General features: G+C 55.6%; 16 protein-coding genes. 10 read left to right on the top strand and 6 right to left on the bottom strand.

The annotated features are described in order from the left end of the window. The first annotated feature begins 47 nt into the window (after positions 1-47). Together ENI00_RS05795 and ENI00_RS05800 are read left to right on the top strand one after the other, a co-directional pair. Positions 48-746, top strand: a complete 699-nt coding sequence (locus ENI00_RS05795; RefSeq protein ID WP_304100200.1) for an SDR family NAD(P)-dependent oxidoreductase — start codon at positions 48-50, stop codon at positions 744-746. Further along, a complete protein-coding gene (locus tag ENI00_RS05800; protein WP_304100203.1) occupies positions 680-1,237 on the top strand; it encodes a peroxiredoxin-like family protein in 558 nt (185 codons plus the stop codon). The genes ENI00_RS05795 and ENI00_RS05800 overlap by 67 nt, the downstream gene beginning before the upstream one ends. 70 nt (positions 1,238-1,307) lie before the next feature. On the opposite strand, the gene ENI00_RS05805 is transcribed toward ENI00_RS05800, so the two are convergent. Next, a complete protein-coding gene (locus tag ENI00_RS05805; protein WP_304100206.1) occupies positions 1,308-2,948 on the bottom strand; it encodes an acetolactate synthase large subunit in 1,641 nt (546 codons plus the stop codon). A gap of 343 nt (positions 2,949-3,291) precedes the next feature. Here ENI00_RS05805 and ENI00_RS05810 point away from each other — a divergent pair, with 343 nt between their 5' ends. From ENI00_RS05810 to ENI00_RS05840, 7 genes are all read left to right on the top strand, one after another. Continuing rightward, positions 3,292-5,484: an FAD-dependent oxidoreductase gene (locus ENI00_RS05810; RefSeq protein ID WP_304100209.1), complete on the top strand. Its 2,193-nt coding sequence runs from the start codon at positions 3,292-3,294 to the stop codon at positions 5,482-5,484. 22 nt (positions 5,485-5,506) lie between these two features. Then, positions 5,507-6,478 (top strand): radical SAM protein, encoded by a 972-nt coding sequence (locus ENI00_RS05815; RefSeq protein WP_304100212.1) that lies wholly within the window; start codon positions 5,507-5,509, stop codon positions 6,476-6,478. Between the two features lie 37 nt (positions 6,479-6,515). Then, positions 6,516-7,922, top strand: coding sequence for a sodium:solute symporter family transporter (locus ENI00_RS05820; RefSeq protein ID WP_304100214.1), 1,407 nt, complete (start codon positions 6,516-6,518; stop codon positions 7,920-7,922). After that, a complete protein-coding gene (locus ENI00_RS05825; protein WP_304100219.1) occupies positions 7,919-8,869 on the top strand; it encodes a hypothetical protein in 951 nt (316 codons plus the stop codon). The genes ENI00_RS05820 and ENI00_RS05825 overlap by 4 nt, the downstream gene beginning before the upstream one ends. Positions 8,870-9,018: 149 nt before the next feature. Beyond that, a complete protein-coding gene (ectA, locus tag ENI00_RS05830) occupies positions 9,019-9,534 on the top strand; it encodes a diaminobutyrate acetyltransferase (RefSeq protein ID WP_304100222.1) in 516 nt (171 codons plus the stop codon). Between the two features lie 97 nt (positions 9,535-9,631). Continuing rightward, a complete protein-coding gene (gene ectB / locus ENI00_RS05835) occupies positions 9,632-10,900 on the top strand; it encodes a diaminobutyrate--2-oxoglutarate transaminase (protein ID WP_304100225.1) in 1,269 nt (422 codons plus the stop codon). Between the two features lie 51 nt (positions 10,901-10,951). Next, positions 10,952-12,394: an aspartate kinase gene (locus ENI00_RS05840; RefSeq protein WP_304100228.1), complete on the top strand. Its 1,443-nt coding sequence runs from the start codon at positions 10,952-10,954 to the stop codon at positions 12,392-12,394. 222 nt (positions 12,395-12,616) lie between these two features. Here the strand turns inward: ENI00_RS05840 and ENI00_RS05845 are convergent, their stop codons facing one another. Genes ENI00_RS05845 through pdxH form a run of 5 tightly spaced genes read right to left on the bottom strand, consistent with a single transcriptional unit; the run spans position 12,617 to position 15,541 of the window. Beyond that, the gene (locus tag ENI00_RS05845) at positions 12,617-13,081 is read right to left on the bottom strand and encodes a DUF3429 domain-containing protein (protein ID WP_304100230.1); all 465 of its coding nucleotides are present in this window, start codon (positions 13,079-13,081) and stop codon (positions 12,617-12,619) included. After that, positions 13,078-13,398: a DUF6482 family protein gene (locus tag ENI00_RS05850; RefSeq protein ID WP_304100233.1), complete on the bottom strand. Its 321-nt coding sequence runs from the start codon at positions 13,396-13,398 to the stop codon at positions 13,078-13,080. Before ENI00_RS05850 ends, ENI00_RS05845 begins: the two co-directional genes overlap by 4 nt. Positions 13,399-13,455: 57 nt before the next feature. Then, a complete protein-coding gene (locus ENI00_RS05855; protein WP_304100236.1) occupies positions 13,456-14,076 on the bottom strand; it encodes a DNA-3-methyladenine glycosylase I in 621 nt (206 codons plus the stop codon). 30 nt (positions 14,077-14,106) lie between these two features. Beyond that, the gene (locus ENI00_RS05860; RefSeq protein WP_304100239.1) at positions 14,107-14,937 is read right to left on the bottom strand and encodes a 4'-phosphopantetheinyl transferase family protein; all 831 of its coding nucleotides are present in this window, start codon (positions 14,935-14,937) and stop codon (positions 14,107-14,109) included. Continuing rightward, positions 14,906-15,541 carry a pyridoxamine 5'-phosphate oxidase gene (gene pdxH, locus ENI00_RS05865; RefSeq protein ID WP_304100241.1) on the bottom strand — a complete coding sequence of 212 codons (636 nt, stop codon included), beginning with the start codon at positions 15,539-15,541 and terminating at the stop codon, positions 14,906-14,908. Before pdxH ends, ENI00_RS05860 begins: the two co-directional genes overlap by 32 nt. A gap of 235 nt (positions 15,542-15,776) precedes the next feature. On the opposite strand from pdxH, the gene ENI00_RS05870 reads away from it, so the two are divergent. Beyond that, positions 15,777-17,063 carry an MHYT domain-containing protein gene (locus tag ENI00_RS05870; RefSeq protein WP_304100244.1) on the top strand — a complete coding sequence of 429 codons (1,287 nt, stop codon included), beginning with the start codon at positions 15,777-15,779 and terminating at the stop codon, positions 17,061-17,063. Positions 17,064-17,142 lie beyond the last annotated feature (79 nt).

Consider the following 17,142-nt stretch of genomic DNA (forward strand, 5'->3'; position numbering starts at 1 on the left):
ATTTGAAATGAAAGGATGTCCGAGATGGTTAAAAAAAGGAGCGTTCAATGAACAAAGTGTGCGTGATCATTGGTGTAGGTCCCGGTAACGGTGAAGCATTGGCCCGCCGTTTCAGTGAGGGAGGCTTCCAGGTGGCGATGCTGGCGCGCAGCCGGGACTACCTTGAATCCTTGGTGCAACAGATTCCGAATACCCATGCCTACGAGTACGATGCCACAGAGATTGATAGCGTGGATTCAACGTTCCAGGCGATTGAGCAGAAACTCGGCCCGGTATCGGTGCTGCTCTACAATGCCGGGGCTGGTGTTTTCAAGAATGTGGAGGAGGCTAGCTTCGACGATTTCGAGGCCAACTGGCGCACCAACGTCCAGGGCCTCGTAGCGGCGACCAAGGCGGTTTTGCCGCAGCTGCGCCAGCACGACACGGCCAGTATTGTGGTGACCAGTGCGTCTGCGGCGACCCGGGGTCGGGCGAATTCCGCGCCTTTCGCTTCGGCCAAGGCGGCCCAGCGCAGCCTGGCGCAGTCAATGGCCCGGCAGTTGGGGCCAGAAAGAATTCATGTGGCCAGTGTGGTGATCGACGGCGTGGTGGATTTGCCGCGCACCCGTGAGTGGCTGCATGACAAACCGGATGATTTTTTCGTCAAGCCCTCTGCCGTGGCGGATGCCATCTGGACTCTGTGTCATCAGGATCCGTCAGCCTGGACCTTCGAGCTGGATGTCCGGCCATTCGGGGAAATCTGGTAACGGCTGCAAATTGCCGTCTGAAGATACTGGATGATCAGGCCATCGAGCCTGGACGTCCGGATGATGGCCGGTGGCAACTGGTTGTAGTCTATCGTGGTCTGCATTGTCCTATCTGTAAGGCCTACCTGAGCCAGATAGAAACCGTCAAGAACGAGTTTGACGGGATCAATGTGGATATCATTGCCATTTCCACGGATCCGGAGGAAAAAGCCAGACAGTTCCGAGACGATAATGACCTGAGCTTCGCCGTAGGTTACGGGCTGTCGATCCGTGATGCCCGTGCCTTGGGTTTGTTCATTTCGGATCCTTTGAGCAGTGCCGAGACTGACCAACCTTTTGCCGAGCCCGGCACTTATCTGATTCGCCCGGACGGCACGCTCGAGATTATGGATGTCGCCAATGCCCCCTTTTCAAGGCCGGACCTGCGGATGCTGAAATCCGGCATAGAATTCATTCAGAAGCAGGACTACCCGCCCCGGGGCCTTGCGTAGATCCGTATTCCGGGTTCAGGAAGTGGTTCTAAGATCACAAGGCCGCAACACTTTCAAACTGTGGCTGTGTTCACAGCTGGCATGTTTTCTCCTTGAGCATGACGTTGAGAATTTCGTGATTGAGTGAGTAATCCACGGGCAGCTCGATGACGTGAACGCCACTAGACGTCAAGCAGGTGTCCAGGGTTTGCTGAAAGTGCTCGTCGTTTTGTATCCGGTAGCCGTGGGCACCGTAACTTTGGGCGTAAGTAACAAAATCCGGGTTGGCGTACTCCAGGCTGAATGGGTCAAAACCCATGGCTTGCTGCTTCCATTTGATCATGCCAAAGGCGTTGTCGTTGACAATGATCACCACGAGGTTCAGCTTCAGGCGGACCGCGGTTTCCAGTTCCTGTGAATTCATCATGAAGCCGCCATCACCACAGACAGCGACGACTGGGGTATCGGGGTACAGTATCTTGGCCATGATGGCGCTGGACAAGCCCGCGCCCATGGTGGCCAGTGCATTATCCAGCAGCATGGTATTGGCGGAGTAACATTTGTAGTTGCGGGCAAACCATATTTTGTACACGCCGTTGTCCAGACAGAGAATCGCATCCTCCGCCAGAGTTTCCCGCAGCAAATGTACCAGGCGTTGCGGCAGCATCGGGAACCGGGTGTCGTGAAAATACTTTGACAGATGCTGGTCTATTTCTGTTTTGATGGTTTTGAAAAAGGACAGGTCCCAATGTTGTTTTTTTTCAATAAGCTTCGCCAGTTGTTGCACGGAAAAAGCGATATCCCCCACCACGTTGAGCTGGGGGAAGTACACCGCGTCCACCTCGGCGGGTGAGAAATTCACATGAATGACTTGCGTGCCACCATGTTCCATAAAGAACGGTGGCTTTTCCACGACATCGTGACCCACATTGATAATCAGATCCGCCCGGTCAATGGCGCAATGTATAAAATCGTGGTCGGACAAGGCGGCTGACCCCAGGTAAAGAGGGTGGCGTTCGTCGACAACTCCCTTGCCCATTTGGGTGGTGAAAAACGGAATGCCGGTGGCCTCGACGAAATCCGTCAATGCCTTGCTGACACGTTTGCGGTTGGCACCTGCCCCGATCAGCAGTAGTGGGCTTTTTGCCGCCTCGATCATGCGGGTTGCCTTGTGCAGCACGTCGTCCGTGGCGTAGGGGCGGCGATGACCAATGGGCGGAAAAACCATCTCCGCGCACTCCTCGTCTGCGATGTCCTCCGGTAATTCCAGGTGCACCGCCCCTGGCCTTTCTTCGATGGCCAGGCGAAACGACTCGCGCACCAATGAGGCGATGGTGTTGCCATTGACGATCTGCTTGGTAAATTTAGTAACCGAGCGCATCACATCCACCACGTCGAGGATTTGAAAGCGACCTTGCTTGCTTGTTTTGATCGGTTTTTGCCCGGTAATCATGAGCATCGGCATGGCGCCCAACTGGGCGAAAGCCGCAGGCGTGATCAGATTGGCTGCGCCAGGACCAAGCGTTGCCAGGCAGACGCCGGGCTGACCCGTTAAACGGCCATAGGTGGCGGCCATGAACCCCGCGCCTTGTTCGTGACGGGTGAGAATCAATCGGATACTCGAGTTTTTTAATGAATTCAGTAAATCGAGATTTTCTTCGCCGGGAACGCCAAAAATGTACTGGACTCCCTCATTTTCCAACGCTTTTACGAATAAGTCAGATGCTTTCATCGGTCTCGCGTTCTCCGTTTTGGTTGGGAGCTATCTTCGGTTGTTGGTCATTGGCATTCAAGGAAGTGCCCGCCTGGCGCCAGCTGTGCTGTTTTTTCTTATGAGCAATTGTTCAAGAATAGCAGTAAGTTTGGAAAGCTGGCGAAAAGCCCCCGGCGGGTCATCCACCGGGGCCGTGACCAAATTGTTAGATATTCATGAGCAATCGTTGACACAATGCCGGGCTGAACAACGTACAACATGAAGAAACCGTTGAAGGAAACAAAACGGAAGCGGCCGATTCAACACTTTCGCGACTGGCGTGTCTTTGCGGTATCACGTTAATGATAATAAGGATTATTTCATGACATCGAAAAAATGGATTCTGGTCGGGTTGATCGTGGCAGTGATCATCGGCTTTATCGCCAGCGGTGGTAATGACCTGCTGACGTTACAGAATCTCAAGGATAACCAGCAGCTTTTGGAGAGCTGGATTGGGCAGAATCTGGTGGTAGCGGTGCTCGGCTTTGTGGCTATCTATGTTGTGGTCACAGCGCTGTCGCTCCCAGGGGCGACGATCATGACCCTCGCTGGCGGTGCTTTTTTCGGTAACTTGTACGGCTTGGCGGCGGTGTCGGTTGCCTCCACCATCGGTGCTTCTCTGGCGTTTCTGGTCGCCCGCTTCCTGATGCGCGATACCTTGCGCCGACGCTATGCCGAGACGGTGGCGAAAATGGACCGGGGCATTGAAAAGGACGGCGCTTTCTACCTGGCAACCCTGCGACTTGTGCCGGTATTCCCGTTCTTTCTGATCAACTTGGCCATGGGTCTTACAGCGATGAAGTTGCGGACCTACGCACTGGTCAGCTGGATCGCCATGCTTCCGGGGACCTTTGTTTATGTCAATGCCGGCACCCAGTTGGGCCAGATCCAGTCCACCGGCGACATCGTTTCCGCCGATCTGCTGATTTCCTTTGCGTTGCTTGGGCTGTTCCCGCTGATTGCCAAGGTTGTGGTGGGCTTTATACGCCGTCGCAGGGTGTACGCGGGCTGGCAGAAGCCTGAGAGCTTTGATTACAACCTGCTGGTGATCGGTGGCGGCTCGGCCGGTCTGGTCGCTGCCTACATCGCGGCTGCCGTCAAGGCGAAGGTAGCGCTGATTGAAAAGCACAAGCTGGGGGGCGACTGCCTCAACACCGGTTGCATCCCTTCGAAAGCGTTGATTCGCAGTGCCAAAGCGGCAGACACAATGCGCCATGCCAACCGTTACGGGCTGGAATCTGTGCCGGTAAAGGGTTCCTTCAAAAACATCATGAACCGGGTTCGCGACGTGATTGCAAAGGTGGAACCCCACGATTCTCCCGAACGCTACCAAAAGCTGGGTGTGGACTGCATCTTCGGCGAGGCCAGCTTCGTATCTCCCTGGGAACTGGAAGTGAAACACAACGACGGGCGCACGGAGCGCCTGACCGCGCGTAGCATTGTGGTGGCAACCGGCGGCAAGCCGGCCATGCCTCCGATACCCGGCCTTCAAGATATGAATCCGTTGAGCTCAGACAACTTGTGGGAACTGGACGAGCAGCCAGAACGGTTGTTGGTTCTGGGCGGCGGACCCATCGGGTCGGAGTTGGCCCAGGCTTTTGTGCGCCTGGGCAGCAAGGTTATCCAGGTCGAAATGGGTGACCGGTTGTTGGCTAAAGAAGACGACGATGTGTCCGCCCTGGTGAAGAAGCAGTTTGAGGCCGATGGTATTGATTTGCGCTTGAACCATGCCGCTGCGAAATTCTGCATGGAAGATGGCGAGAAGGTGGTCTATTGCGATCACAAAGGCGAGCGGGCGCGTATCCCGTTTGATCAGGTGCTCGTGGCTGTTGGTCGGGCGGCGAATACCGCCGGCCTCAATCTTAACCGGATAGGCGTTGAAACCCGGCCCAATGGCACAGTGCCGGTGGATGACGACATGAGCTTGCGGTACCCCAATGTGTTCGCGTGCGGCGATGTGGCAGGGCCTTACCAGTTTACCCACGCTGCGTCGCATCAGGCCTGGTATGCCGCTGTGAACGGTCTGTTCGGTCAGTTCAAACGCTTCAATGTGGACTACCGGGTTATGCCTTGGGTAACGTTCACCTCGCCCGAAGTGGCCCGTGTGGGCCTGAGCGAAGCGGAAGCGAAAGAACAGGGCGTCGCGTACGAGCTTACCCGTTACGGTCTGGATGATCTCGACCGCGCCATTGCAGACAGCGACAACTATGGTTTCATCAAGGTGCTCACGCCGCCGGGCAAGGACAAAATCCTCGGCGCCGTGGTTGTGGGCGCCCACGCCGCTGAAATTCTGGCGGAGTTTACGCTGGCCATGAAGCACGGCCTGGGCCTGAACAAGATTCTGGGTACCATTCATCCGTACCCCACCTGGAACGAATCGGCCAAGTTTGCGGCCGGTGAGTGGAAGCGCGCCCATGCCCCTGAGGGCATTCTCAAACTACTGGAAAAGTTGCACGGTTGGCGGCGCGGCAAAAACCAGCGCCGTTCATCCGCTACCACAAACGTGACGCATTAATATCACACACCTAGGAGCATCTATGCCCCTGACCGAAACCAGACCGGCCCGTAGTAAACGCATTCCGGCCGTGGAAGTGCTTGAGCCCAGAGCTCGCGACAGCTGGACCCGCACCCGCAACGGCGATCCCCGCGGCTATATTGACGCGAATACGCTCAAAGAGCTGTGGATCCACACCGGTACCGCCTGCAATCTGGCCTGCCCGTTTTGTCTGGAAGGCAGCCATCCTGGCGATGGCCGCATTCCCGGGATGAAACTGAGCGATGTGAAGCCGTTTATCCACGAGGCCATGGATATGGGCGTGGAGCAGTTTTCCTTCACCGGTGGCGAACCGTTCGTGATTCGTGATTTTGTGAACATTCTGGATTACGCAAGCCATCATCGCCCCTGTTTTGTGTTGACCAACGCCACCGAGCCGCTGCTGAAGCGTCGGCATCAGGTGTTGCCATTGCTGGACAACCCCTATCCGATTCACTTCCGTGTAAGCCTGGATTTCCCTGACCGCGCCCGCCACGACAAGGATCGCGGCGACGGCAGTTTTGAGCAGGCGCTGGAAGGCATTCACTGGCTGATTGAACAGGGTTTCAAGGTGTCTATTGCCCGCCAGACCGATCCTGATGAAGTGCCGGCAGAGGTAGAAACGGCGTTTCGCGGGATCTTCCGGGAATGGAAAATTCCGGAGAGCCTGGCGTTTACGGCGTTTCCTGATCTGGGTACGCCGGGCTCGGAGGACGGCAGCCCTGAGATTACCGAGAACTGTATGGAGAAGTACCCCACCGTCGATAGTCGTGCGCATTTCATGTGCACGTACACCCGCATGCTGGTGAAGAAAGGCGATGCGGTGCGGGTTTATGCGTGCACGCTGGTGGACGACGACCCGGAATACGATCTGGGCGGTACGCTGGCGGAAAGCATGGAGGAGCGGGTGATGTTGCGACACCACCGATGCTTCTCGTGCTATCGCTATGGCGCCAGTTGTTCGGCGCCTGCCTAGTCTGTCGGGGCACGATGAATCGGGGGAATAAACAACAATGAGTATCACGGAAGCGTCGCTTTTTTGGGGGTTCTTGCTGGTTTATGGCGTGGTTATGTATGTGTTGTCGCCGAAAAGCAGGAATTCGAAGTCTTTTTACAAAGGCGCAGATGATCAGGGTAACCCGGTTAGTCAGTGGTCGCTCACGGCCAGTATTTTTATCAGCTGGATTTTTGCCAAGTCGGTGACCAACGCGGCGAACCTGGGGGCGGCATACGGGGTGACCGGAGGCCTGGCCTATGCCAGCTATTGGCTTTCCATTCCGGTGGCGGGTTACGTTATTTACCTGATCCGCACGCAGACCGGTGCGCGCAGCCTGCAGGATTTCCTGACCTCACGGTTTGGCCGATTTGCGGGGGTGGCGTTTGCGGCCGCCATTCTGATCCGGCTTTACAACGAAGTGTGGAGCAATACGGCCGTGGTGGGCGGTTACTTCGGGTTGCCCGGTGAGTGGGAATACTACGTGGCTGCGATGGTGTTCACCGCGTTTACGCTGGCCTACAGCCTTAAAGGCGGGCTGCGTTCTTCGATTTTCACCGATGTTATCCAGACTTTCGTATTCGTGTTTTTTCTGGGTGCCGTTTTGTTCATGATTGTCCCGGCTAACGATACCTCCGCGTTGCTGAGCGAGGGTGAGTTCCGGTTGAACGCAGGGTTTGACCTGCTGCTGGTGGCCCTGTTGCAAATGTTCAGCTACCCGTTTCACGATCCGGTACTCACGGATCGGGGTTTTGTGAACAATGAAAAAACCATGCTCAAGAGCTTTGTGGTGGCCGGGTTGCTGGGCTTTGTGGCGGTGTTTTTGTTCAGCCTGGTGGGGGTTCACGCGCGTTTGAACGATATTGATCCCATGGGCAATGCGCCGGCAGCGGTAGGGCAATCGTTGGGTCTGGCCGCGCTGTTTTTCATGAGCGTAGTGATGATGACCTCGGCCGGCTCAACGCTGGATTCCACGTTTACGTCGCTGGCTAAATCGTTGGCGGTCGATCTGCCGCGTTTGGCGCAGCGGGCAAAAGACCGGCTGCCGAGCGTGCGAGTGGGCGCGATCGTGATGATTGTATTCGCGGTGATTGGCAACCTGCCGATGTTTGCCGGAACGGATATCCTCAAAGCCACCACCGTTTCCGGCACCATGGTTATGGGGCTGGGGCCGGTGTTTCTGTTCTACGGTTTCACCCGCTGGTCGCCGTGGAGTTTTCATCTGAGCTTCTGGACGGGCCTGGCACTCGGCGTTTTGATGGCGGCCGGGTTGATTCCGGTGAGCTGGGCCATCGGGGATGGCGCGTACGCCACGCTGCTGGGCGTCAACGCCTATGGGTTCCTTATCTGCACCGCCGGCTTTTTCTTGCCGCTTGTTGCGCGCCGCCTCGCCGGAAAATCGTGGGCGGCGGGTGAAGCACGGTGAGCGAGGGTCGCAGCTGTCCCTTGGCTTACCGTTATCGGCCAGCGTCTTTATGCCACGAGATAACACCGGTTGCCGACGATGTTCTGTACATTATTGGCGGGCTTTACGGCAATCCGTTTGCGCTCGATGAAATTGAAAGCATGGCGCTGGCGGAAGAACGGCAGGGGCGCAGCGTAAAGCTGGTTTTCAACGGTGACTTCAACTGGTTCAATGCCAGTGACCAACGGTTCCGTGACATCAATAAACGGGTGCTGAGCCACACCGCCATTTTGGGCAATGTGGACTATGAACTGGCAGCTCCAAGCACCGGTGCCGGATGCGGTTGTGCCTACCCGGATTTTGTTGATCAGGGCGTGGTTGAACGCTCCAATCAGATAATGATCAGGCTTCAGGAACTCGCCGAAAAACATCCGGATATTCAGGCGCGGCTGGCCGCTCTTCCGCAATATCGGTGCTTGTTATTTGGAGGCCTAAAGATTTCGGTGTTGCACGGCGATCCTGAGTCTCTGGCCGGTTGGGGTTTGGCCCATGAATCCGTCGTTGCAGGGAACAGGCAGAGTCTTGAAGAGTGGTTCCGGGCATCCGGGGCGGACCTGCTGGTTTCAACCCATACCTGCCTGCCTGTGCTCTGGTCGGGAGAGGTAGATGGACGCCCTCGTATGGTGGCCAATAATGGCTCATCGGGTATGGGCAACCTGCGCGCCGACCCCCGCGGATTGGTTACTCGCATAAGCCGCATAGCCCCGGCGACTGAGCCTGTCGCCGGGATAGTCAGTCACGGTTTGCACGTGGATCTTATGCCGGTTGCTTACGATGTAAAGGCCTGGCTTGCAGAGTTTGACGGCCTTTGGCCTGCAGGTTCACCTGCCGCCGTTTCATACCGCACACGCCTTCTTGAAGGCAGTGCCCTCGCTCCAGACGATCTTGTATTTCCTTCTGCTTTTTAATCTTTCTGTCCCTGACGAATGCTGTGATCGGGTCTATTATACTAAGGTGCGCTGGTTGCCCCGGGGAACTGCTTATGGGTTCGACTTGAAATATATTTTGTGGTCTATATAATTTAACCCTAACTTTTTTAAGGCGAACGACTCACGTTATGACATCAGAAGGATCGAATACCACCGCCATCGCCCTGCGTACACCCGTTAAGGACGATGGCTTCAGGCTCCACCAATTGGTGGCCGAATGCCCACCCCTGGACGCCAACTCGATTTACTGCAACCTGTTGCAGTGCAGCCATTTTGCCGAGACCGGCGTGGCGGCGGAGAAAGATGGCGATCTGGTCGGCTTTATTTCCGGTTATATCCCCCCCGGCAAGGCTGAAACCGTTTTTGTCTGGCAGGTTGCGGTTCACGAGAAAGGTCGTGGACAGGGTCTGGCCAAGCGGATGCTCAAAGCCATTGTGGCGCGAGATGCGTGCGAAAACGTGACGCATATGGAAACCACCATCACCGCCGATAACGAAGCCTCATGGGCGCTGTTTCGCTCGTTTGCTCGGGACATGGGCGCCGAGATTGAGCACCACGAGCACTTTGAGAAAGACACGCACTTCGGCGGCAAGCACGATTCTGAATTTCTGTTGCGCATAGGGCCGTTTACCCAAAAGCCCTGAGAATTTTTGCAGGCTCCCCGCCTGCTCAAGCGCCCCAGCGCCAGATTCATCGTTAAAGAATTCTACTGAATAGGCCATATGGTCGAGAGGTAATATCATGGATATTTTCAATTCCACTGAATCCGAAGTGCGTGTTTATAGCCGTGCTTTTCCAGTGATTTTTAATCGCGCCAAAAACGCGCACCTGTATACAGAAGACGGCAAACAGTACCTGGACTTTCTGGCCGGTGCCGGCTCACTGAACTACGGCCACAACAACGATATCCTGAAAAAATCACTGCTTGAATACATCGAAGCAGATGGCGTAAGCCAGGGCCTGGACCTGTTCACAACGGCCAAGCACGACTTTATCGAGTCGTACAAGACACATATTCTGGATCCTCGCGGCCTGGACTATAAAATGCAGTTCACTGGCCCTACCGGCACCAATTGCGTGGAAGCGGCCCTGAAGCTGGCCCGTAAAGTAAAAGGCCGTACCGGTATTATCTCGTTCACCAACGGTTTTCACGGTGTGACCATGGGTGCCGTTGCCGCAACCGGTAACAAGCATCACCGCGGTGGTGCTGGTATTCCCCTGACCGGGGTAGATTTCATGTTCTACGACGGCTACCTGGGGGAAGACGTTGATACCCTGGCCGTTATGGACAAGCTGCTGTCCGATAGCTCCTCCGGTATTGAGCTGCCGGCTGCAGTAATCGTGGAGGCGGTTCAGGGCGAAGGTGGTTTGAACGCGGCCCGTGCCGAGTGGTTGAAGGGGCTGGAGACTCTGTGCAAGAAGCACGACATTCTGCTGATTCTGGACGATATCCAGGCCGGTAATGGCCGTACCGGGGAGTTCTTCAGCTTTGAGTTTGCCGACATCAAGCCGGATATTGTGACGGTGTCCAAGTCCCTGAGCGGCTACGGCCTGCCCATGGCGCTGGTATTGTTCAAGCCGGAGCTGGACGTTTGGGATCCGGGCGAGCACAACGGCACCTTCCGGGGTAATAACATGGCGTTCATCACCGCGCGTGCCGCTGTGGATACCTATTGGAAAGACGACACGTTTGCCAATGAGGTGAAGGAAAAAACTCAGGTTCTGGGTGACGGTTTGCAAGCGATTTGCAACAAGTATCCGGGGCAGTTCAAACTGAAAGGACGCGGTTTGATGCGGGGCATCGAATCAGCCAACGCTGATATTACCGGTCTGATTACCCAGCGCGCTTTTGAGCACGGCCTGATCATCGAGACCAGTGGTCCGAATGATGAAGTCATCAAATGCCTGATGCCGCTGACAACCAGCAAGGAAGATCTGAAACTGGGCGCCGAACTGCTGGCAAAGAGTGTGGATGAAATCATGCAGGAAGGAATCAGCGAGGCGTCGTAAGACGCTCCGCAACCCGGTATATTCATTCTGCAGGTAAGGCAAGGTAAAACTATGACAAATCAATTACATACCGTCGAGAAAATCGGTGGTACTTCGATGAGCAACTACGAAGCCGTACGCGATAACATCATTGTCGCGAATCGTAGCAAGGAAGATCTTTACCAGCGTATTTTTGTGGTGTCTGCCTACGCCGGCGTAACCAACGAGTTATTAGAGCATAAGAAAACGGGCGAGCCGGGCGTATACGCGCTGTTCGCGGATGCGGAATCTGACTGGGCCTGGGGCGATGACCTCACCAAGTTGATAAAGTTTATTACGGACATCAACGGTGAGCTGTTTGAAGACTCGATGCTTAAGCAACAGGCAGATCAGTTCATTACCGATCGTATTGAAGGCGTTCGCGGATGCCTGATTGATCTCCAGCGCCTGTGTTCATACGGGCAGTTCCAGCTCGAAGAACATCTGCTGACCGTTCGTGAAATGCTTGCAGGTATTGGTGAAGCCCACAGTGCTTTCAACACCACCTTGAAGCTCCAACAGGAAGGGATCAATGCGCGGTTTGTGGATTTAACCGGTTGGCGCGACGCCGAACTGTTGCCGCTGGATGAAAAGCTGAAGCAGGCGTTCGATGCCGTTGATCTCACCCGTGAGCTGCCAATCGTTACCGGTTATGCCCAGTGCAGGGAAGGCCTGATGCGCTCTTTCGACCGGGGCTACAGTGAGATGACATTCAGCCGTGTGGCGGTTATTACCGAGGCCCGTGAAGCGGTTATTCACAAGGAATACCACCTGAGCTCCGCAGATCCCAACATTGTGGGTGCCGACAAAGTGGTTCCTCTGGGACGCACCAACTACGACGTGGCTGACCAGTTGGCAAACCTGGGCATGGAAGCGATTCATCCCCGTGCTGGCAAGGGCCTACGCCAAGCGGAGATTCCGCTGAGGGTGATGAATACCTTTGAGCCCGAGCACACTGGCACCCTGATCACTCGGGGCTACGTGAGCGAAAAGCCACAGGTTGAGATTGTTGCCGGCGCCAAGGGTGTATTTGCCATCGAAGTGTTTGATCAGGACATGCAGGGCGAGCCGGGTTCGGATCGTCGCATTCTGGATATTCTGAGCCGCTACAAAGTGCGCTTCATGGCCAAGGATACCAATGCCAATACGATTACCCACTACGTTGGCAGCACGCTCAAGCACGTCAAACGCGTGGTGAGTGCGTTGAAAGATGAGTTTCCCAACGGTGAGATCAGTACCCGTAAAGTGGCAATAGTTTCAGCCATTGGCAGTGATCTGAAAGTGCCGGGCGTTCTCGCGCGGTCGGTCAAGGCGCTGGCTGATGAGGAAATCAGCGTGTTGGCTATGCATCAGTGCATGCGTCAGGTTGATATCCAGTTTGTGATCGATGAAGACAACTACGAGAAAACGATCATTGCGTTGCACGGTGTTCTCATCGAACCCCTCAATCATGAGTACGCTATCGCGGCGGCCTGAATGGACCCTGAATGGACAAGGCCCCGGGTGGATTTGCGGCAAAGGCCGGCATGCTGGGGCCGTCTGTCACGTAAGCTAATCCTTTGCTATCGCGTCATTTGTGCAGAATGACTCTGCCTGATGACACCCCGCAAACGCTCCGCCTTGCTAATGCCTGCCGCCGTAAAATCATGCAGAGCAACCTGCGCCTGGCCGTTCATATTGCGGAAAATCGTTCAGGCTTTAAAGGCCCTGGCCTGCATGAAGCAGGAAGAACCAGGCGCCCACCGTCAACTGACAGGCAACTGCGACAAGGGTCAGAACAAGGCGCAAGCGTAGATACCAGGCTGGCCAGTATACCTTCATCCAACGGGCATCGACGGCATACAGGCTGAGATACGCAAGCGTGTAGAGCACAATCTGCGCCTGTGTATTCAATAAAAGACCGACCCCCGCCGTAATAAAGAACACCTGGCTTAGCAGCACGGTTACCAACGGTGACAGCGGATAGCAGCGATTTTCGAGCTGCATGGCGATGGGCCAGTAAACACCCGCCATAAAGGCCAGAATGCCTGCGCTGTAGAGATAAAAATAACCCAGAACTGAGACGCTGTGTTGCGGCATGGCAAACAGTGCGGCGACGCAGGCAATGAACGGTATTAACCCGCCTAACCCCACCAGAAACGCTAGTCTTGCGACTGAAATCACGTTTTTTGCCTCTGAGTCCATTGTTTCTGAACGCTGATTCTCAAAGGTTCGATATTTGCAGGCTCCATGCCGATCATCTCGTGGTAGGCAGAGGGATGAACCACTTGAGTTTCCCGGATGGCAAAGGAGGCGAGAGTGTCTTGAAGCGTCCAGGCGCTGGGGAAAAGGCGGGTAACCCCTTTCTTGTCAGACAGCAGGAACTGGTCATCGCCTAGACTCAACCTGGCCATGTATTGCTGGCCTTCAATGGAGATAATTTCAAGCAGATCAATGACCTGTTTTGGCTGAATTGCGAGTTGTTCCTGGGTAATTCTCAAAGTGACGCTCCAGAATGCCTGATTCTTGAGAACTTACGAGGCGGCTGGCATTTAAGATCATTGGGCCAGCGAACGGCACTGTGTGTGCTGCGGGCAAAAAATCATGTGATCGTTGACCATCCCGGTGGCCTGCATGAACGCGTAAACAATGGTAGGGCCTACAAACGTAAACCCTGCGCGCTTGAGAGCCCGGGACATGGCCTCGGATTCCGGTGTGGTAACCGGTACTTCACCAAAGCTGCGCCAGCTGTTTTGCATGGGTTTGTTGTTCACAAACGACCAGAGAAACCCGGAAAACCCGCCGTCTTGCGACTGCAACTCCAGGAAACCCCTGGCGTTCTTGATAATCGACCGAACTTTTAGTTTGTTGCGAACGATGCCCGGATTTGCCAACAGGTCGGCAACCTTGGCATCGTCATAATGAATGATTTTCTCCGGCTTGAAGTCATCATAGGCGGCCCGATAATTCTCCTGTTTTCGCAGGATGGTAATCCAGCTCAGGCCTGCCTGCTGTCCGTCCAGGCAGAGTTTTTCGAATAACGCCAGGTCGTCGTATTCGGGCCGGCCCCAAACCGTGTCATGGTAGTGAACATAGAGGGGATCTGTGCCGCACCATGAACAACGCTGGTCAGAGGCGGAAGCTTCGGCGGGTCTGTTATCTAATCCTGTAACAGGCATGTGGCAAACTCCCGGTGCTTTTATCAGCGATCAGCACTTTGCGTGTATCTTCCGTTGAAACATGGGTTCCCAGTGAACATCCATGGGTTCGGTTTCACTCAGGCTGTAATCTTCAGGAGGCGGCTCCAGCAGCGTAATGCGGGGCCATGGGCGCGGAGCGTCGTCTGGAGAACCATTTGGAGAGCCGTCTGGCGAGCCATCTAAAGAGCCATCTGCGGTTTGCCGATAAACCAGTGTGCCCAGAAACCCTTCTATATAAAAGCAGCAGGCTTGCCATTGGTCGTCTGGCTGGTCGCCGTAGAGCTCAAAACCCCGACGCACTTCCAGGGTTTGCAGGTTGCCTGCGATACCTCGACCAGTCGCTTTCAGCCAGGCTTCCTTCAATGTCCAGGCCCGGAGAAACATGTGAGGGTCATCTTCCTGAAACAGCCATTCCTGCTCAATGGGGGAGAACCAGCGCTTGACCACCTTTTGCCATTGCGGGTGCCGCTTGCTGGGTTCAATGTCTATTCCCAGCGCAGACCCAAATTGGGTGCTGCAAGCCGACAGCCCGTGGCTATGGCTCAGGGAAAGGTGCCAGCCCGCCGGGCTGGCCGACGTTGTCGGGCGACCTTCAGCTGGCCAGCACTGGCTTGGCTCCAAAGCGCTGGCTCGGCTTAACGCCTGGCGTATCAACCATCTGCTGGTGAGGAACTCCGACGCATGCGTGCCGCTGAACCCGGCGAACCGTTCGCGTTCATGGGGGGTTAGCCACTGGGGCGCAGCATCGGGCACTTGTCCGGTTTGATGGCACAGTTTGATCGTCGGTTTATGCCGAATGCCGGCCAGATCAGGGCTGGAGTCGTTGGATGTGCCAGTCATCACTTTCCTTTACGTATTCAAACCGGTCGTGAAGGCGGCTGGGGCGGCCTTGCCAGAACTCGATGCGTTCAGGAACAACGCGGTAACCGCCCCAAAAGCCGGGCAACGGTACGTCGCCTTCGCCAAATTTACGTTTAATTTCCGCCACCTTCTGTTCGAGCAAGCCTCGGGAGGTGATGGCTTTACTCTGCTCTGATACCCAGGCGCCAATCTGGCTGCCTCTCGGGCGCGAGGCAAAGTATTTCAGGGATTCGGTTTTGCTGATCTTTTCAACCCGGCCCTGAATGCGCACTTGCCGGTTTAGCCCAATCCAGGGGAAAAGCAGCGCAGCGCGGGGGTTCTGCTCAATTTCATGGGCCTTGCGGCTTCCGTAATTGGTGTAAAACACGAACCCGCGCTCATCGAAGTACTTCAGCAGAACCGTGCGTATATCCGGCATGTTGTCGGCACCGGTGGTCGCCAGGGACATGGCGTTGGGCTCGAGAATACTGGCTTCCCGGGCATCGCTGAACCAGGTCTCGAATTGCCTGACCGGGTCGCTGCTCAGCGCCTCGCGATCAAGCCCTTCACTTTCAAAATCGCGACGCATATCGCCAATGTCCATAAATTTCCCTCGCACGCGCGTGTCAAAAACACGGGATGGATACGACGGCTGAGCCTATAGGGTTCAGGGACACCTGTCAGCAATCCTTATGTCGTATCCGTTTACACAAACCCAACAATAAAATGAAAACCGGTTCACATTCAATTCGTACTACTGGGCGCGTTGCCTCAGGCCAGCAACACCCCAGGTGTCCGAACTGGCCAATTCATGCTCACGAAAAGAAGAGTCGATTAAGATGATAACCGAATATGATCTATCCCTCGTGGTGTCTTCGTTCCTGGTCGCTGTGCTGGCGGCCTACGCGGCCCTGTATTTCGGCGCCAGGCTGGCCAGTGCCGCTGATGGCGAGCGCCGCCGTTGGCTGTTTGCGGGCGCGCTTTTGATGGGTACCGGCGTCTGGGCCATGCACTTCGTGGGGATGCGGGCGATGCCCATGAAAGTCTCCATGTCGTTTGACATCACGATGACCATTGTTTCGTGGTTTGCCGCGGTGTTTGCCTCTGGCGTTGCCCTGCACATTATTGGCCGCAAACGCCTGGGCAGTGCACTGTTCACCGGTGCAACCCTCTCCATGGCAAGCGGTATCGTGGTCATGCACTACCTTGGCATGTACGCCATGAGGATGTCTGCACCACCGGAATTTAATGTGGGTCTGCTGGTGCTGTCCATTGCGATTGCCGTGATTGCGTCCGGTACCGCTCTGGCCTTGTGCCGGAAACTGCAAGGAACAGAAGGTTCCAGTGCGCTGGCGGTTCAGTTTGTGGCTGCGTTGGTGATGGCGGCTGCCATCTGCGGCATGCACTACACCGGAATGTTGGCGATGACCTTCCCCGAGGGTGCTGTTCCAGCGGCTGATAATGGTTTGCGTGGGGATTGGATGGGCATCCCGCTGGCAATCTCCTGCATCACCCTGCTTGCCGTTGCCCTGAACGTGACTGTGCGGGACGTTCGTTATCGCCAGGAATTGGCCGAACGCAAGGCTGAAGATGAGGCGCGAGTGGCGAAACTGGCGTTCTCCGACGCCGTTACAGGCCTGCCAAATCGTTCGGCTCTCGAACAGCGGATGCTGGATATTTTTGCCCGGAACGATGCCCGTAAAAACCCGTTTGCGCTGATCTACATGGAGGTTGCCAATTTCCGGGAACTGTCCTCCGGCATGAGCGATGAATCGGCTAACGTGATGGTAAATGAAATTAGCCAGTCGCTTAGGGGGCAGATGTCCGAGGATGTATTTCTGGCACGTTACTCAGCCAGCGGTTTCTTTGCGTTGGTGCCGGAACATGAGAGCACCCACCATGCCTTTATGTACAAGCGAATCCGGATGATGGGTGAGCGTAGTGGCATGACTGCCATGCCGGCAAACTGGCGCATCGGCCAATCCGTTTATCCGGTAACGGGCAATTCAACGCGCAAGCTTATACGGGCGGCGATGGTGCCGCGCGACCCGGGCCAGATTGGCCAATTCACAGACATGGCCGCAGATCGGGAACAGGTCTTGCCCAGTCAGAACTTGAGTGGCTGACACACAAGCGGGCTGACAAAGAGCCACTTGGCCGACTATCCTTAGGTAAAGGCTCTTTAATCAGCCATAAACACCCGAA

The organism is Marinobacter antarcticus (assembly GCF_011049865.1).
GTDB classification, from domain to species: domain Bacteria; phylum Pseudomonadota; class Gammaproteobacteria; order Pseudomonadales; family Oleiphilaceae; genus Marinobacter; species Marinobacter antarcticus_A.